The 14,294-nt window shown below is 52.0% G+C and carries 15 protein-coding genes; 9 read left to right on the top strand and 6 right to left on the bottom strand.

Annotated elements, in window-relative coordinates:
* Positions 1–123 precede the first annotated feature (123 nt).
* The 3 genes from ABIB18_RS22845 to cadR all read right to left on the bottom strand — a co-directional run bounded on the left by ABIB18_RS22845 (position 124) and on the right by cadR (position 2,263).
* Positions 124–1,077, bottom strand: a complete 954-nt coding sequence (locus ABIB18_RS22845; RefSeq protein ID WP_233215904.1) for an arsenic resistance protein — start codon at positions 1,075–1,077, stop codon at positions 124–126.
* A gap of 73 nt (positions 1,078–1,150) precedes the next feature.
* Positions 1,151–1,516 (bottom strand): ArsR/SmtB family transcription factor, encoded by a 366-nt coding sequence (locus ABIB18_RS22840; RefSeq protein ID WP_103061421.1) that lies wholly within the window; start codon positions 1,514–1,516, stop codon positions 1,151–1,153.
* A 288-nt stretch (positions 1,517–1,804) separates the two neighbouring features.
* The gene (gene cadR, locus ABIB18_RS22835) at positions 1,805–2,263 is read right to left on the bottom strand and encodes a Cd(II)/Pb(II)-responsive transcriptional regulator (RefSeq protein WP_031374861.1); all 459 of its coding nucleotides are present in this window, start codon (positions 2,261–2,263) and stop codon (positions 1,805–1,807) included.
* A gap of 319 nt (positions 2,264–2,582) precedes the next feature.
* Here cadR and ABIB18_RS22830 point away from each other — a divergent pair, with 319 nt between their 5' ends.
* Positions 2,583–4,973, top strand: a complete 2,391-nt coding sequence (locus ABIB18_RS22830) for a heavy metal translocating P-type ATPase (RefSeq protein ID WP_072051050.1) — start codon at positions 2,583–2,585, stop codon at positions 4,971–4,973.
* A gap of 222 nt (positions 4,974–5,195) precedes the next feature.
* Here the strand turns inward: ABIB18_RS22830 and ABIB18_RS22825 are convergent, their stop codons facing one another.
* Together ABIB18_RS22825 and ABIB18_RS22820 are read right to left on the bottom strand one after the other, a co-directional pair.
* Positions 5,196–5,522, bottom strand: coding sequence for a four-helix bundle copper-binding protein (locus tag ABIB18_RS22825; RefSeq protein ID WP_072051049.1), 327 nt, complete (start codon positions 5,520–5,522; stop codon positions 5,196–5,198).
* Positions 5,523–5,811: 289 nt separating this feature from the next.
* Positions 5,812–6,042 carry a PcoE/SilE family metal-binding protein gene (locus ABIB18_RS22820; protein WP_094121210.1) on the bottom strand — a complete coding sequence of 77 codons (231 nt, stop codon included), beginning with the start codon at positions 6,040–6,042 and terminating at the stop codon, positions 5,812–5,814.
* A gap of 286 nt (positions 6,043–6,328) precedes the next feature.
* On the opposite strand from ABIB18_RS22820, the gene ABIB18_RS22815 reads away from it, so the two are divergent.
* The 8 genes from ABIB18_RS22815 (at position 6,329) to ABIB18_RS22780 (ending at position 14,003) form a co-directional block, all read left to right on the top strand.
* The gene (locus tag ABIB18_RS22815) at positions 6,329–8,149 is read left to right on the top strand and encodes a copper resistance system multicopper oxidase (RefSeq protein WP_094121209.1); all 1,821 of its coding nucleotides are present in this window, start codon (positions 6,329–6,331) and stop codon (positions 8,147–8,149) included.
* Between the two features lie 133 nt (positions 8,150–8,282).
* Positions 8,283–9,092: a copper resistance protein B gene (locus ABIB18_RS22810; RefSeq protein WP_143807333.1), complete on the top strand. Its 810-nt coding sequence runs from the start codon at positions 8,283–8,285 to the stop codon at positions 9,090–9,092.
* 31 nt (positions 9,093–9,123) lie between these two features.
* On the top strand, positions 9,124–9,504 hold the full coding sequence (gene copC, locus ABIB18_RS22805) for a copper homeostasis periplasmic binding protein CopC (protein ID WP_046289581.1): 381 nt from the start codon (positions 9,124–9,126) through the stop codon (positions 9,502–9,504).
* 4 nt (positions 9,505–9,508) lie between these two features.
* Positions 9,509–10,441 carry a copper homeostasis membrane protein CopD gene (gene copD, locus ABIB18_RS22800; protein ID WP_094121208.1) on the top strand — a complete coding sequence of 311 codons (933 nt, stop codon included), beginning with the start codon at positions 9,509–9,511 and terminating at the stop codon, positions 10,439–10,441.
* Between the two features lie 25 nt (positions 10,442–10,466).
* Entirely contained in the window at positions 10,467–11,147 is a 681-nt protein-coding gene (locus ABIB18_RS22795) for a heavy metal response regulator transcription factor (protein ID WP_031374864.1), read from the top strand.
* Positions 11,144–12,550, top strand: a complete 1,407-nt coding sequence (locus ABIB18_RS22790; RefSeq protein WP_031374865.1) for a heavy metal sensor histidine kinase — start codon at positions 11,144–11,146, stop codon at positions 12,548–12,550. The genes ABIB18_RS22795 and ABIB18_RS22790 overlap by 4 nt, the downstream gene beginning before the upstream one ends.
* A 127-nt stretch (positions 12,551–12,677) precedes the next feature.
* Entirely contained in the window at positions 12,678–13,028 is a 351-nt protein-coding gene (gene copM / locus ABIB18_RS22785) for a CopM family metallochaperone (protein ID WP_031374866.1), read from the top strand.
* A 432-nt stretch (positions 13,029–13,460) separates the two neighbouring features.
* On the top strand, positions 13,461–14,003 hold the full coding sequence (locus tag ABIB18_RS22780) for a recombinase family protein (RefSeq protein ID WP_031374867.1): 543 nt from the start codon (positions 13,461–13,463) through the stop codon (positions 14,001–14,003).
* A gap of 9 nt (positions 14,004–14,012) precedes the next feature.
* Here the strand turns inward: ABIB18_RS22780 and ABIB18_RS22775 are convergent.
* Positions 14,013–14,294, bottom strand: a 282-nt coding sequence (locus tag ABIB18_RS22775) for a Tn3 family transposase (protein WP_354475849.1), incomplete at its 5' end; no start/stop codon positions are given.

Here is a 14,294-nt window from a genome sequence, read left to right as displayed (position 1 = left end):
CTATTAACAGATGAGTTCAGACCTGCCTTAGCTGTGATCTGGACCGCCATGAAGATGGCAGCTTACCGGACGTGAACCTTTTATATAATAATGCCGCCACAGCGGGCGGCATATCACTTACGCTCACACGTTATTGCGCCCCAGTCTGGGGATGAGACGCACGTAAACCAGCTCGCTGATTAGCTCAACCATGGTCTGAGCCACGATAACAGCCGGCAGGACGGGCACCGCGCCCGGAACTGCCAGCGCCAGCGGTAATATGACCAGAGAGTTTCGGGTAGCGCCACTGAAGGCAATGGCTCTTCCTGCCGCGGGCTCCAGACGAAAAACCTTAGCCATGCTCCATCCGCACAAAGGTGCTAACGCAGCAAAAGCCAGATAGACAGGCACTGCCTGAACAGCAACAGACCAGGCTTCACCCAGCTGCGGCAGCATGGCGGCCACAACAATGAAAAGAACTGTCGCAGTTGCCGGAACGGGCAGCAGACCAATACATTCGGAAGCCTTTTGCGCTAAATGAATTTTGCGGGCCATAAACTGGGTTAGTGCAGCAAGGATCAGGGGGACAGCGATAAGCCAGATGAATGCATGAATAAAGGGTGCGGGCTGCACCAGTTCAGAGGCATTTTCGCCAAGAAATAAATGCAGGTATACCGGAAGCAACAGAATCTGCACCATAAGTAATACCGGCGTGGAGGCCAGTAAAAGACGGGCATCAGCACGACCAAGTTGCGAAAATGTCACCACGTAATCTATGCAGGGAGTAAGCAGGACCAGAAGCACGCCGAGGATAAGCACCGGGTTTTGCGGAAGAAAACTGACCAGTACTGCGACCAGAATCGGCACTAAAAGGAAATTAGTCAGCAGGAGAGGCAGAATAAAACGTACTCTCGTGAACGCACCGCCAAGTTCGGCCACGGGCACTTGCAGAAAGGTGACATAAAGCATCAGAGCCAGTGCGGGATTGATGGCACTTTCCAGGCGGTCAGTCCCCGGCAAAAGCATTGCTGAAAAACATCCGGCTGCCACTGCAACGAAATAAATGGCAATTTGACTATGCTCAAGCCGGTCCCTGATCCGTGCTGCTTTATTTGCTGTTTGCACAGGCTAAATCCCTCTGTGTTGGTTATTGTGACTGCAAAAGCGATGTTCAGGCATTATTTTCAGGCCCTGTTGGCATACCGGTACATTTAGAAAATAATTCGATGGCCTGATCGCAATAATGACAATGCCCCTGACAGCAGTCGTGCATCAGAAAGGCCACTAAATCGGCCAGGTCTGTCCAGCAGGCGCTGTAGATAACCGATTTGCCTTCGCGGCGACCGGAGATAAGGCCGGCGTGCTCGAGTTCTTTCAGGTGAAAAGACACTCTGGAGGGGGATGAAGCGTCGAGAGCGGCAGCAATGTCACCTGCGGACATGCCACCTGCGCCCGCTACAACAAGCATTCTGATTATTCTGAGTCGTGATTCATGTGCCAGTGCTGAGAACGCAATAAGTGCTCTGGTTTGCTCCATTATAATTCTTCATTTCATGAATATGTGAAATGAAGGGTATTTTATTCTGGAAACTTTTACCAGAGGCTATGCGATGCGGTTGAACCTTTGATGTTACTTTCCGGCGATCAGGGGCAGTCCTGCCAGGATACGCTACGAAACAAATGGAAAGTGAATGCTGAACGATGTCACACAGATTTTAACGGCAGCACATTTTCAGCTGACTGAATGGCCGGGCATGCCGGAGTAATATGGCAAAAAAAGCCTGTTTATTTAGTGAACCGTCCTGCTGATAGTAGAAAAGCAGCATCAGTATGAATGACTTCCGGCCAGATGACCTGCAGTTATAACCGGCACGATATCCTCAGGCTCTTCTGCCTGCTCCAGTTCGCGCAGAATACCGCAGTCCCGTGTTGCCCGATTGGCATTGCAGTGGCTCCGGAGCTCACAAAGTTGCTTTTCCAGCATATTCAGTTCACGGATGCGAGCCTGAACGTGGTTCAGATGTTCATTTATCAGGACATTGACCGAACCGCAGTCTGCATCAGGCTGGCTACGCGCCTGTAGCAGCACCCGGATTTCTTGATGAGTCATATCCAGCGCCCGACAGCGCCGGATAAACATCATCCTTTCCAGGTGCGCACTGTCATAATGGCGATAGTTATTACCCTGGTCCCGCAACGCGGCCTGCAGCAGGCCCTCACGCTCGTAATAACGCACCGTTTCTACCGGACATCCAGCCAGCCGGGCCAGCTCGCCAATTTTCATAACTCACCTCATCTGATCTTGACCCTGTAGTTACATCAGGGTCTTTAATGCCAGTATACGTTATGAACGGGATAAAGATATGAGTGACTGCTGCAGTAATAAAAAATGTGGTTCTGCCGCAACCGGAGAGGAGGCGTCTGTTAAAAAAAACGTTGCTGCCCCGGCAGAGGTATCCGGTAAAACGCTACAAAAAACGGCTGAGGCCACACCGGCCTGTTGCAGCACCGGCAGCTGCTGCTCACCGGACAGCCTGAGTCAGCCATCCGAATCGGTTACAGAGCATACCCGCAACGATGAAGTTCAGACGCGTCTGCGCATCATGCAGATGGACTGCCCGACGGAGGAGACGCTCCTCCGAAAAAAACTGGCAAAATTACCTGCCATCAGCAATCTTGACTTCAATCTGATGCAGAGGGTGCTCACCGTGACCCATACGCCGCAGGCGCTGGAGCCGGTTCTGCAGGCGGTGCGCTCGCTGGGTTTTGACCCGGAACCGATTGATAAAGCAATGCAGCCTGAAGGCAGCTGCTGTTCAGGCCGTGAGGCGGAAAGCACCGGCGGTTCCTGCTGCGCGCCTGCCCCTGTCACATTTGGTGAGCTGCAGACGCAGCAGGTGACCGCTGACGGGGTGCGTACCAGTATCAGGATCATGCAGATGGACTGCCCGGTAGAGGAGGGCATGATCCGTAAAAAGCTGGACGGCATGTCAGCCGTGAAGGAACTGGATTTCAATCTTATGCAGCGCGTACTGATGGTGGTTCACGCACCGGATGCGCTGGAGCCGGTTCTGGCCGCCATTCGTTCGCTGGGCTTTGAACCTGAACTTCCTGACAGCAATGGCCGGCACGCGGTCACTGAGGGAAAGAAAAAACCCTGGTGGCCGCTGGCGCTTGCCGGTGTGGCGGCAATCGCCGCCGAAGCCATGCACTGGACGGGCATGCCGGAATGGCTGGAAGCGGCTCTTGCTCTGGCTGCCGTTGCGGCCTGTGGCGTGTCCACATACAAAAAAGGCTGGATTGCACTGCGCAACGGCAACCTGAATATCAACGCGCTGATGAGTATTGCCGTCACCGGGGCGCTGGCGCTCGGACAGTGGCCGGAAGCCGCCATGGTAATGGTGCTGTTCACGATTGCGGAACTGATTGAAGCGAAGTCTCTTGATCGCGCCCGCAATGCCATCGGCTCTCTGATGAAGCTGACGCCTGAAACGGCCACGGTTCAGCAGCCGGACGGCTCCTGGAAAGAAACTGAGGCCAGGTCTGTATCCATTAACAGCTTGGTCAGGGTAAAACCTGGCGAGCGTATCGCCCTCGACGGCACGGTGATCCGGGGCAGGACCGCCATTAATCAGGCACCCATTACCGGCGAAAGCCTGCCGGTGGATAAAGGGGAAGGCGACCCGGTCTTCGCCGGGACGGTCAACGGCTCCGGTGGCTTTGAGTACCGGGTAACGGCCGCTGCCGGAAATACCACGCTGGCGCGTATCATTCATGCTGTGGCGGAAGCGCAGGGGGCAAAAGCCCCTACGCAGCGCTTTGTTGATCGCTTTGCGCAAATATATACCCCTGTGGTGTTTGCTATTGCTGTCGCAGTTGCCGTTCTCCCGCCGCTGATTGCAGGTGGAAGCTGGCAGGAATGGATTTACAAAGCGCTGGTGATGCTGGTTATCGCCTGCCCCTGTGCGCTGGTCATTTCCACGCCAGTGACCATCGTCAGCGGCCTGACGGCAGCAGCCCGCCGGGGGATATTGATCAAGGGCGGCGTTTATCTTGAAGAAGGCCGAAAGCTGAAGTGGCTGGCGCTCGACAAGACCGGCACACTGACGCACGGTAAGCCGGTACAGACGGATGCGATTATCTATACCGGTGTGTCAGAAGACGAGGGGCGCAGGCTGGCTGTGAGCCTGGCAGGTTACTCCGATCATCCGGTTTCGCAGGCTGTATCGGCGGCATCAGATGGCATTCAGCGTTATGAAGTAGAAAACTTTGAGGCTCTGCCGGGCCGTGGCGTGCGCGGCGTCATCAACGGTCAAACCTACAATCTGGGGAATCTGAGGCTGGCTGAAGAAACGGTGCGTTGCCCGGAAGCGGTCAGGGCTGCACTAACGGAACTGGAGACCGGGGGTAAAACGGTCATCATGCTCTCTGACACTCATCAGGTGCTTGGGCTGTTTGCGGTGGCTGATACGGTGAAGGAAAGCAGCCGCGAGGCGATAAGGCAGTTGCATAGTCTGGGTGTCAAAACGCTCATGCTGACCGGAGACAATGCGCACACGGCGCTGGCCATTGCCGGTCAGGTTGGTATCGATGAGGCGCGTGGGGATCAACTGCCGGAAGATAAACTGCGTGCCGTGGAAACATTTACGGCGCAGGGCACGACCGGCATGGTGGGCGACGGCATCAATGATGCACCGGCGCTGGCCCGCGCCGATATCGGCTTTGCTATGGGCGCAATGGGCACGGATACCGCCATCGAGACTGCCGATGTGGCCCTCATGGACGATGATTTGCGTAAAATTCCGGCTTTTGTCCGGCTCTCCAGGCAGACGTATAATGTTCTGGTTCAGAATATCGTTATGGCTATTGGGATCAAGGCAGTTTTTCTGGCCCTGACCATTGCCGGTATGGGGACCATGTGGATGGCCGTATTCGCGGATGTGGGTGCAAGCCTGCTTGTTGTGGCAAACGGGCTACGCCTGTTGCGTAAGTAGTCGGTATGGTTCCGTCCTGCCCGTAATCATGCCGCAGTCCAGAGCCCTCGCCACCTGAACAGTTTACAGGGCTCGTTCAGGTGGCCCTGTCTTTTGTTGCGCATTATCTGCTACAACTGCGTTTTTCCCGCGAAGGGCCAGGCAGGGCTGGCGACGCCAATTTACAGCTTTCCGGCGCATGAAGTAGCTGTCCCTTGCTTCGTACCGCAGATGACAGAAAAGTTATGCTGCCATATTTCTGCACTCCTGAGCACAATGATGGCATGCTTCTGCGCATTTTTTACAGTGTTCATGCTCATGTCGGGCGCACTCATCACCACATTTCTGGCAAATTTCTGCACAAACTCTGCAGAGTTCGGGAGCAAATTCGCTTTCAAGCGACATTAAATTTGCCGCTATCCGGCAGATGCTTGCGCACTGCATGTCCAGCCTTATGCATTCACGCATCATCTCCAGCTGAGGTTCTTTAAGGCATGACGTGGCACAGTAATCACAGGTGGCGGCACAGATATAGCAGGCTTCAATGCAGTTGCGATATTGTTCTGACATATTTTCCTCTCTTAACTTAGCTTATTTGCGAATACGTAATAAGCCTGGTACAGAATCTTCATTGCCGCAAAATACCGCTGTATTCAGCATGGGCGGCAGTTTAACGATGCGGAAAGCGGGAAGGCGGTAAAAAGAGCCCGTCGCAGCAAGACGGGCCGGCTCACGTAGGCCTTGAAAGAAGATTTACCGGAAAAAGCATTAACGATGAGGGTAAAACACAACCGCATCCCGGAGCAGTGACAGAAACGGACAGAAGATACCGGGAGAATCTTCTGTCCGGTGCAACCCCTTATTTTTCCTGCTGCATCATCCTTCGGTGCATATCAATGATGCTCTGATGTGCTGCAGAATTTGCATTATCCATACTCTGGTGCGCCAGGATGGCACGCTCATGTTCATTCATCATGGCAACAGCGTTGTTAGTTACCTGACCGTCCGGCTCTGAAACAGGATGCGGCTGTGCCCATACTGATGAGGCAGAAAACAGGGCCAGAAGAGAAACAAACATTAATTTTTTCATGTCGGCTGTCCTTACGAGTAAAAGTTAAATAATGGCGGGCCGGACGCTCTCCGGCTTCAGTCATTTTTATCGTACAGGAGAAAAATGCCTCCGCTCGAAAATGACATAAATGTAATGTAAAAACAGCAAGTTCCAACATTACACAATTGTAATCATGCCCGTCTTTCAGCTGTGATAGCTTTCCGGTAACAAAAAATAAACTTCCTGAACGGTAAGCACGGCTTGTGCTTGCGGAGCGGAGAGATTTTTTCTCCCGGGATACTGTGAATTTTGCCGGAGCTCAGTCATGGAACTTAAAAGTTCACGACGTAATTTTATTAAAGGGATAACCGCCACCGGTCTCGTGGGTGGCCTGGGGCTGAGAACGTTTGATGCGTTTTCGGCGGTAAACCTGATGCAGTCCCGTACGCTGGCCGGGACCGACTTTGATCTGTTTATCGGCGAAACGCCACTGAATATCACCGGTAAGACCCGTTATGCAAAAACCATAAATGCGGGTCTTCCGGGACCTCTGCTGCGCTGGAAAGAAGGCGACACTGTCACGTTAAGGGTAAAAAACCGCCTTTCAGAGCCGACCTCTGTTCACTGGCATGGCATTATCCTGCCGGCAAATATGGACGGCGTGCCGGGTCTCAGTTTTCACGGGATCGAACCGGACGACACGTATGTTTACTCCTTTAAAATAAAGCAGAACGGAACTTACTGGTATCACAGCCATTCCGGCCTGCAGGAGCAGGAAGGGGTATACGGTCCGATTATTATCGATGCCGCTGAACCTGAGCCGTTTCAGTGGGACAGCGAGCATGTTGTGCTGCTGACCGACTGGTCTGATGAAAAAGCCTCAGACATTCTCGCAAAACTGAAAAAACAATCAGATTATTACAACTTCGCTAAACCCACCGCTACCGACTTTTTCCGTGATGCGCGGGAGAAAGGCCTCGCGAATACGCTGGCTGACCGGAAAATGTGGGCCGAAATGAAGATGAACCCGACAGATTTAGCCGACGTCAGTGGTTTCACATACACCTACCTGATGAACGGACAGGGACCCGGTAAAAACTGGACCGGTCTGTTCCGTAAAGGTGAGAAAGTACGCCTGCGCTTCATTAACGGCTCGGCCATGTCTTATTTTGACGTTCGTATTCCCGGTCTGAAAATGACGGTCGTGGCCGCAGACGGGCAGTATGTCACCCCCGTGTCCGTTGATGAGTTCCGTATCGCCGTTGCCGAAACCTACGATGTGATCGTAGAGCCGACTGATGACGCTTACACTATTTTTGCTCAGTCTATGGACCGCAGCGGCTATGCACGTGGCACGCTTGCCGTCCGGAAGGGACTGTCTGCAACGATTCCGAAACCCGATCCGCGTCCCTGGCTGACCATGGATGATATGGGCATGGGCGGGATGGATCATGGCAGTATGGGCGGGATGGATCACAGTCAGATGCAGGGCATGGACGGCGGTGATATGCAGAGTATGGATGGTTCAGCTGTACCAGCCCCCCCAACAGACAGCATGGCGGGAATGGATCACAGCGCTATGAGCGGTATGGATCACGCAAGCATGGCTGGCATGAGTGACATGCAGAAACACCCGGCTTCCGAAACGGGTAACCCTCTGGTAGATATGCAGGCGATGATGCCGGCACCAAAATTAAATGACCCGGGCATCGGCCTGCGTAATAACGGCAGGAAGGTTCTGACTTATGCCGACCTGAAAAGTACGTTTGAAGATCCGGACGGCCGCGAACCGTCCCGCACCATCGAACTGCACCTTACGGGCCATATGGAAAAGTTTGCCTGGTCTTTCAACGGCATCAAATTCTCAGATTCAGAACCGGTTACGCTCCGCTATGGTGAACGCGTTCGCATCGTACTGGTCAACGACACCATGATGACGCACCCCATTCATCTTCACGGTATGTGGAGTGATCTTGAAGACGAGGGTGGCAACTTCCAGGTACGTAAACATACCATTGATATGCCTCCGGGAACCCGCCGCAGCTATCGCGTCACGGCTGACGCGCTCGGGCGGTGGGCCTATCACTGCCATCTTCTTTTCCATATGGAAACGGGCATGTTCCGTGAAGTCCGGGTCATTGAATGAGGTACTGCTGATGTCAGTTTCAGGGTGGAGTGATATGAAAAAGAATGTGTCGCGTTCTGCGGCAGGATTGCTGGTTTGGTCTGCACTTGCCGGAACGACGTTTACACCCGTCTATGCCGCGCCAGCGCATAACATGCCGCAGCATGATATGTCAGGGATGGATCATCCTGCTATGGGCGGGATGGAGCCGATGGATGGTATGGAGTCCATGCAACCCGCTGCGCCAGCAGAAAGCAGAACGCCCATCCCGCCGGTTACCGAGGCTGACCGTAAGGCGGCATTTCCGGATGTCCACGGTCATAAAATTCATGACAGCAGCGTGAATTATTTTCTGCTTGCCGATCAGCTGGAATGGCAGAAAAACAACGATCCTGGCGGGTTTAACTGGGATGTGAGCGGCTGGATTGGGGGTGACATCGACCGGCTCTGGATCCGCAGCGAAGGCGAAACCAGCGACGGTAAAGCTGAATCCGCAGAAGTGCAGGCACTGTGGGGACATGCCATTACGCCCTGGTGGGATGTGGTTGCCGGGGCCCGACAGGATTTCAGGCCCGGAAAGCCCCAGACCTGGCTTGCCGCCGGCCTGCAGGGAATGGCGCTTTACAATTTTGAAACCGAGCTGACAGCATTTGCCGGCGAGAAGGGGCGAACTGCGCTGAGGCTGGAGGCGGATTACGATGTGCTGCTGACCAACCGTCTGATCCTGCAGCCTTCCTTTGAAGCCAGTATTTACGGGAAAGATGATGAAGCGCGTGAAACCGGTAAGGGCCTGTCCAGTACGGAACTCTCACTGCGCCTTCGCTACGAGGTGAAACGTGAGTTTGCTCCATACGTCGGGGTTTCCTGGAGCCAGCTTTACGGTAATACCGCAGATATGGCTGCCCGTGAAGAAGAAAAAGATAACGAAGTGCGTTTCCTTCTCGGGGCACGCATGTGGTTCTGATGCAGTTAATTTAAACAAGACAGGTATTATAATGAAACATTCATCTGCTAAGTATTTCATCGCTGTTGTGGCTTCTGTCACTGCTTTCGCTGTCCAGGCGCATCCTGAACTGGCTTCATCAGTGCCTGCAGACAAGGCACAGGTAGCGGCTCCTTCAAAGGTAGAGCTTCACTTCACCGAAAATCTGGTGACCAAATTCTCTGGCGCACGTCTGATAATGACTGCCATGCCGGGCATGTCATCGCATGCGCCAATGCCTGTTTCAGCTAAAGTTGCGGCCGGCAGCGATCCCAAAACCATGATTATCACGCCGGCAAAACCGCTGCCCGCCGGGACTTATAAGGTGGAATGGCGTGCAGTGTCATCTGACACACATCCCCGTACCGGCAACTACAGCTTTAGCGTGAAGTAATGCCATGAACGATCAGACTTTTATTGTCATCCGGTTTCTTCTTTACCTTGATCTTATGGTTCTTTTTGGCCTGCCTTTATTTGAGCTTTATGCCCTGAAAGGCGTATTGAAAAAACCGGTATCTTTGTTCAGCGTCTGGTCGTTCTTTTTCACGCTCATTTCTGCCGGGATTGTGTTGTCACTGGCAAACATGCTGCTGGTTGCCCAGTCCATGAGCGGCGTCAGTGACCCCGGTGAGCTGACTCTGCACATTATTGAAATGGTGGTCGGCGAGACCGCTGTTGGCATGAGCTGGGTCGTCCGGCTCGTTGCCCTGGCCATCGCCTTTATCGGGCTCGGTCTGCGGCTTAGGAATGCCGTACTTTCACGTTATGTTTTGATGTTGGCAGGCGGTACTGCGCTGGCGACCCTGGCATGGGGCGGTCATGCAGCCATGAATGACGGTGTGAGCTATTACGTCCATTTGTTGAGCGATATTGTTCATCTTTCCGCAGCCGGTGCCTGGGTAGGAGCCCTGACGGCTTTTACCGTTCTGCTGAGTATAAAAAAAGCCAGTAAAGCGGCTTATGCACTGCAGTTGTCCGGGGCATTAACGGGGTTTTCCCGTGCCGGCACGGTTATTGTGATAAGCATCGTGATCACGGCAGTAGTTAATTTCGTGCTCATCACAGAAAAGCCACTGAGCACTTTGCCGGGAAGCATTTACGGCCTGCTGCTGGTAATAAAGACTGCCCTGTTTTTTCTGATGTTATTGCTGGCTGCTGCCAACCGCTTCCGGCTTGCGCCAAAGCTGGAAAATGCCCTGCTTCAGGGCCACTATAAGGCGGGTATTGCACTGATGCGTAAAAGCATTATTACAGAATTTACCGTAGCGGTACTGATACTGGCCATTGTCGCCTGGCTGGGCACCCTGTCCCCTGGCACCGGTATGGAGTAACAATTAACTGCAGGAAAAACGCACCATGACAACCATGCTGATTGTTGAGGATGAACTGAAAACCGGTACTTACCTGAAGCAGGGACTCCAGGAAGCAGGCTATGACGTGACCCTGGTGAACGACGGGCGTCAGGGCCTGGAGCACATTCTGCGTCAGCATTATGACCTGATAATCCTGGATGTCATGCTGCCCTCGATGGATGGCTGGGATATCCTGCAGCAGATGCGCATGGCACGCCACGAAGAGCCCGTCCTGTTCCTGACGGCCAGAGATAACGTCAGCGAAAAAATTAAAGGGCTCGATCTGGGCGCGGATGATTACCTGCTAAAACCTTTCGATTTTGCCGAGCTTCTGGCCCGCATCCGCACGCTGCTCAGGCGTAACCGTACACAGGCTTCAGGAAACCACAGCATTGCAGATCTGATCATGGACGCCTCCCGCCGGACCGTGAGCCGGTCGGGAAAAAAAATTCACCTGTCTACAAAAGAGTTTGTGCTGCTTGAGCTGTTGTTACAGCGAACCGGAGAGGTTTTGCCAAGAAACCTGCTTTCCTCCCTGGTCTGGAATATTAATTTTGAAAGCGATACCAATGTCATTGACGTTGCCGTCAGGCGGCTTCGCAGCAAGGTAGATGACGACTTTACGCCAAAGCTCATTCATACCGTGCGGGGCATCGGTTATGTTCTGGAGATACGTGAAGAGTGAAGCGTAACTGGTCCCTGACTACACGGCTGAGCGTGATATTTGCCGGTGTAATGATGTCTGCCTGGCTTCTTTCCAGCGTCCTGCTTGTTACTGCCCTGAGCAGCTATTTTCGCCATCAGGATGCCGCACTGCTGACAGGAAAGCTTGAGCTGGCAACCGAACTACTGGAAAGTGAAGCTGATTCCGGGCAGCCAGACAGTGCTTCGCTTGCACGCAAGGTTGCCGATGCCATGGTAGGTCACAGCGGGTTGTATCTGTCGATTAAAACGTCGGATAACAGGTTACTTGCCGACTATTCCTCGCCCGGTTTTCCGCTTCCTTACGGACGTTTTGCCAGCGAAGCCGCATATCCGGATACGATGCAGACAGTAGAGGATGAAGGCTGGCGTTATAATGTTATTGTCAGAAAAATCAGTGCGCAGAAAGCAGGCGGACAACATGATGTCCTGATCACAGCCGCTTATGATACCGGCTTTCATGATGAATTTATCAGCCAGCTCAAAAAATGGCTGCTCTGGTTCAATGGCGGGCTGATGTTCATTTCGGTATTACTGGGCTGGTTTGTCACAAGGATGGGTCTCAAGCCGTTGAATGAATTAAACCGTCTGGCCTCCGCTGTCACCATCAACAACCTCAGTAAACGTCTTCCTGCGCGCCATCTGCCGGCCGAGCTGATGGCTACCGCGGCTGAATTCAACAGCATGCTTGAAAGGCTGGAGAAATCCTTCAGGCGCCTTTCTGAGTTTTCATCGGACATTGCCCATGAGCTGCGTACGCCTGTCAGTAACCTGATGATGCAGACGCAGGTTGCCCTGTCCCGGGATCGTGATGCAGCCAGTTACCGGGAGGTACTTTTCTCTAATCTGGAAGAGCTGAGCCGGCTTGCAAGAATGAGCAGCGACATGCTTTTTCTGGCGAAGTCAGAAAATGGCCTGATGATACTGGAGAAGCAGAACGTCTCATTACACGAAGAGCTCGAAGAACTGATTGATTTCTTTGAGCCTCTTGCTGGTGAAAGTCATAAAACGCTGAAGCTTAAAGGTGATGCTCTCGTCAGAGGCGATCGCCTGATGCTGCGTCGTGCGCTGAGTAATCTGATCACCAACGCCATAAAATATTCTCTGCCGGGCTCTGCCATATCCGTATCAGCAGAGCATAACTCGGACAGGGCCTTTGTACATATTTCCAATCACACAGAAGATATTGCACCGGAAAGTCTGGGCCGACTGTTTGACCGTTTTTACCGGGGCGATGCATCCAGGCAGCATAATACGGATGGCGCGGGACTCGGTCTTTCTATTACGCGGTCCATTTTGCTGGCCCATGAAGGCGATCTGCAGGTAGCCGTGAATGATAATGTCATTACGTTCACGGCCATCATGCCGGCAACAGAGGGACCGTAACAACAAAACTTTCCGGGCTAAAATTTCATGATTTGAACTGCTCTGTATCAAGGTTATGTTCCCGGACATATGAAAGGATGCCCGGGAAAACCTGAAGTAAATATCTTACCTATAAAGGAGTTACCTTATGAAAAAACCGCATATGATTCTTGCCTCCCTGCTGTTTGTCCTGCCGGCTGCGGTTATGGCTCAGCAACCGGCCTCAAAAATGACGCATGAGATGAGCATGTCTCCGGCCTCAAAAGAGTACATGTCAGGTATGCAAAAGATGCACAGTAGCATGATGAATGCCCTGAAGGAGCAGGACGCTGACAGGGCGTTTGCCAAAGGCATGATCGAGCATCACAGGGGCGCGATTGCCATGGCTGAAACGGAGCTGAAATACGGGAAAGATCCGGAAATGAAGAAGATGGCAGAAGATGTCATCAAGGCACAGAAAAGTGAGATAGAGCACATGGAAGCGTGGCTGAAAAAATAACGGTCATCCGGCTTTATAAATGCTCTGAAGGGTTCTGCTCAAAGAACCCTTCAGTAAGCTCACATCCATTATACGCTCAGCTAAACCGGTTTAATTTTCCAGCGTCATCATGTAGATATATCTGACGCCACTATGTTAAAGCCTGATTATCACCAACTGATATTCAGGGGTAACCGTGTTTAAATAATCGTACCTCAATCAACCAACTTCATATTTTATTTTGATAACCTTATTAAAGGGAATCTTGTTTTTAATATTATCAAAATTATAAAACACAAATAAAAAAACGAGATGTTTTTGTGTGAATTCTACCGGTTAATATTGCAGTTGTTATCATTTTATTATGTCATTTGAGTATACTCTAATGTCATAGTCATAAATTTGACATTTTAGGCTTTAAGTCATCATCTATAAGTCATGGCTGCTTGAAAAATGTACATTTTTGCGTACCTTCGCGCATCGACCCGGCAACAAGATGCCGAGCGTGCTAAAAATAGCCTGCAGCAATTTGTAGCTGAGCGCGGCCATCGTGTAGCAAGCTGGTATGTAGAAAATGTTTCTGGTGCTTCACTTCAGCGGCCCGAACTTATGCGGCTACTTGAAAATGCCTCGCCAGGGGATGCCTTACTGATTGAGCAGGTAGATCGGCTATCTCGTCTTGATGATGCTGGCTGGATAAAACTCAAGGAATTGATTAACAGTAAAAGTCTGTCGATAGTAAGTCTGGATCTACCAACCAGTTACGCCGCGCTGGAGAACCAGAGAAGTGATGACTTTACTGCTGCTATGCTCAGAGCAATAAATGCAATGATGTTAGATATGCTTGCAGCTATAGCTCGTAAGGACTATCAGGATCGCAGACGCAGGCAGCAAGAGGGTATTAAAAAAGCTGTTGAGCAAGGAAAGTTCAAAGGAAAGCAGGCTAACCATCAAATGCATAAAAACGTTATAGGGGTTCGCGGTCCAATGATGTAAAAAACCACGTTAAGAGGTTAATTCATTGTTTGTATTGAAATTTAACGGTCTTAACTCGCCCTTCAAAATATCTTCTGGTAACGAAAACGTATAATGCCCCAGCATATTTATATGGCCATGTATCAGCGGCGACAATCTTGCCAGTTGCTCCCCCTCAGGCGTTTCCCCTGATTTGCGAAGATGTGACAACGCCTCCTGCATGTAAAGTGTATTCCACAGCACAACCGCATTGGTCACCAGACCCAGAGCACCCAGTTGATCTTCCTGACCTTCACGGTAGCGTTTTCTAAT

The organism is Pantoea sp. UYEF8 (genome assembly GCF_040546285.1).
GTDB classification, from domain to species: Bacteria; Pseudomonadota; Gammaproteobacteria; order Enterobacterales; family Enterobacteriaceae; genus Pantoea; species Pantoea brenneri.
This window is presented reverse-complemented; position numbering and strand designations above follow the sequence as displayed.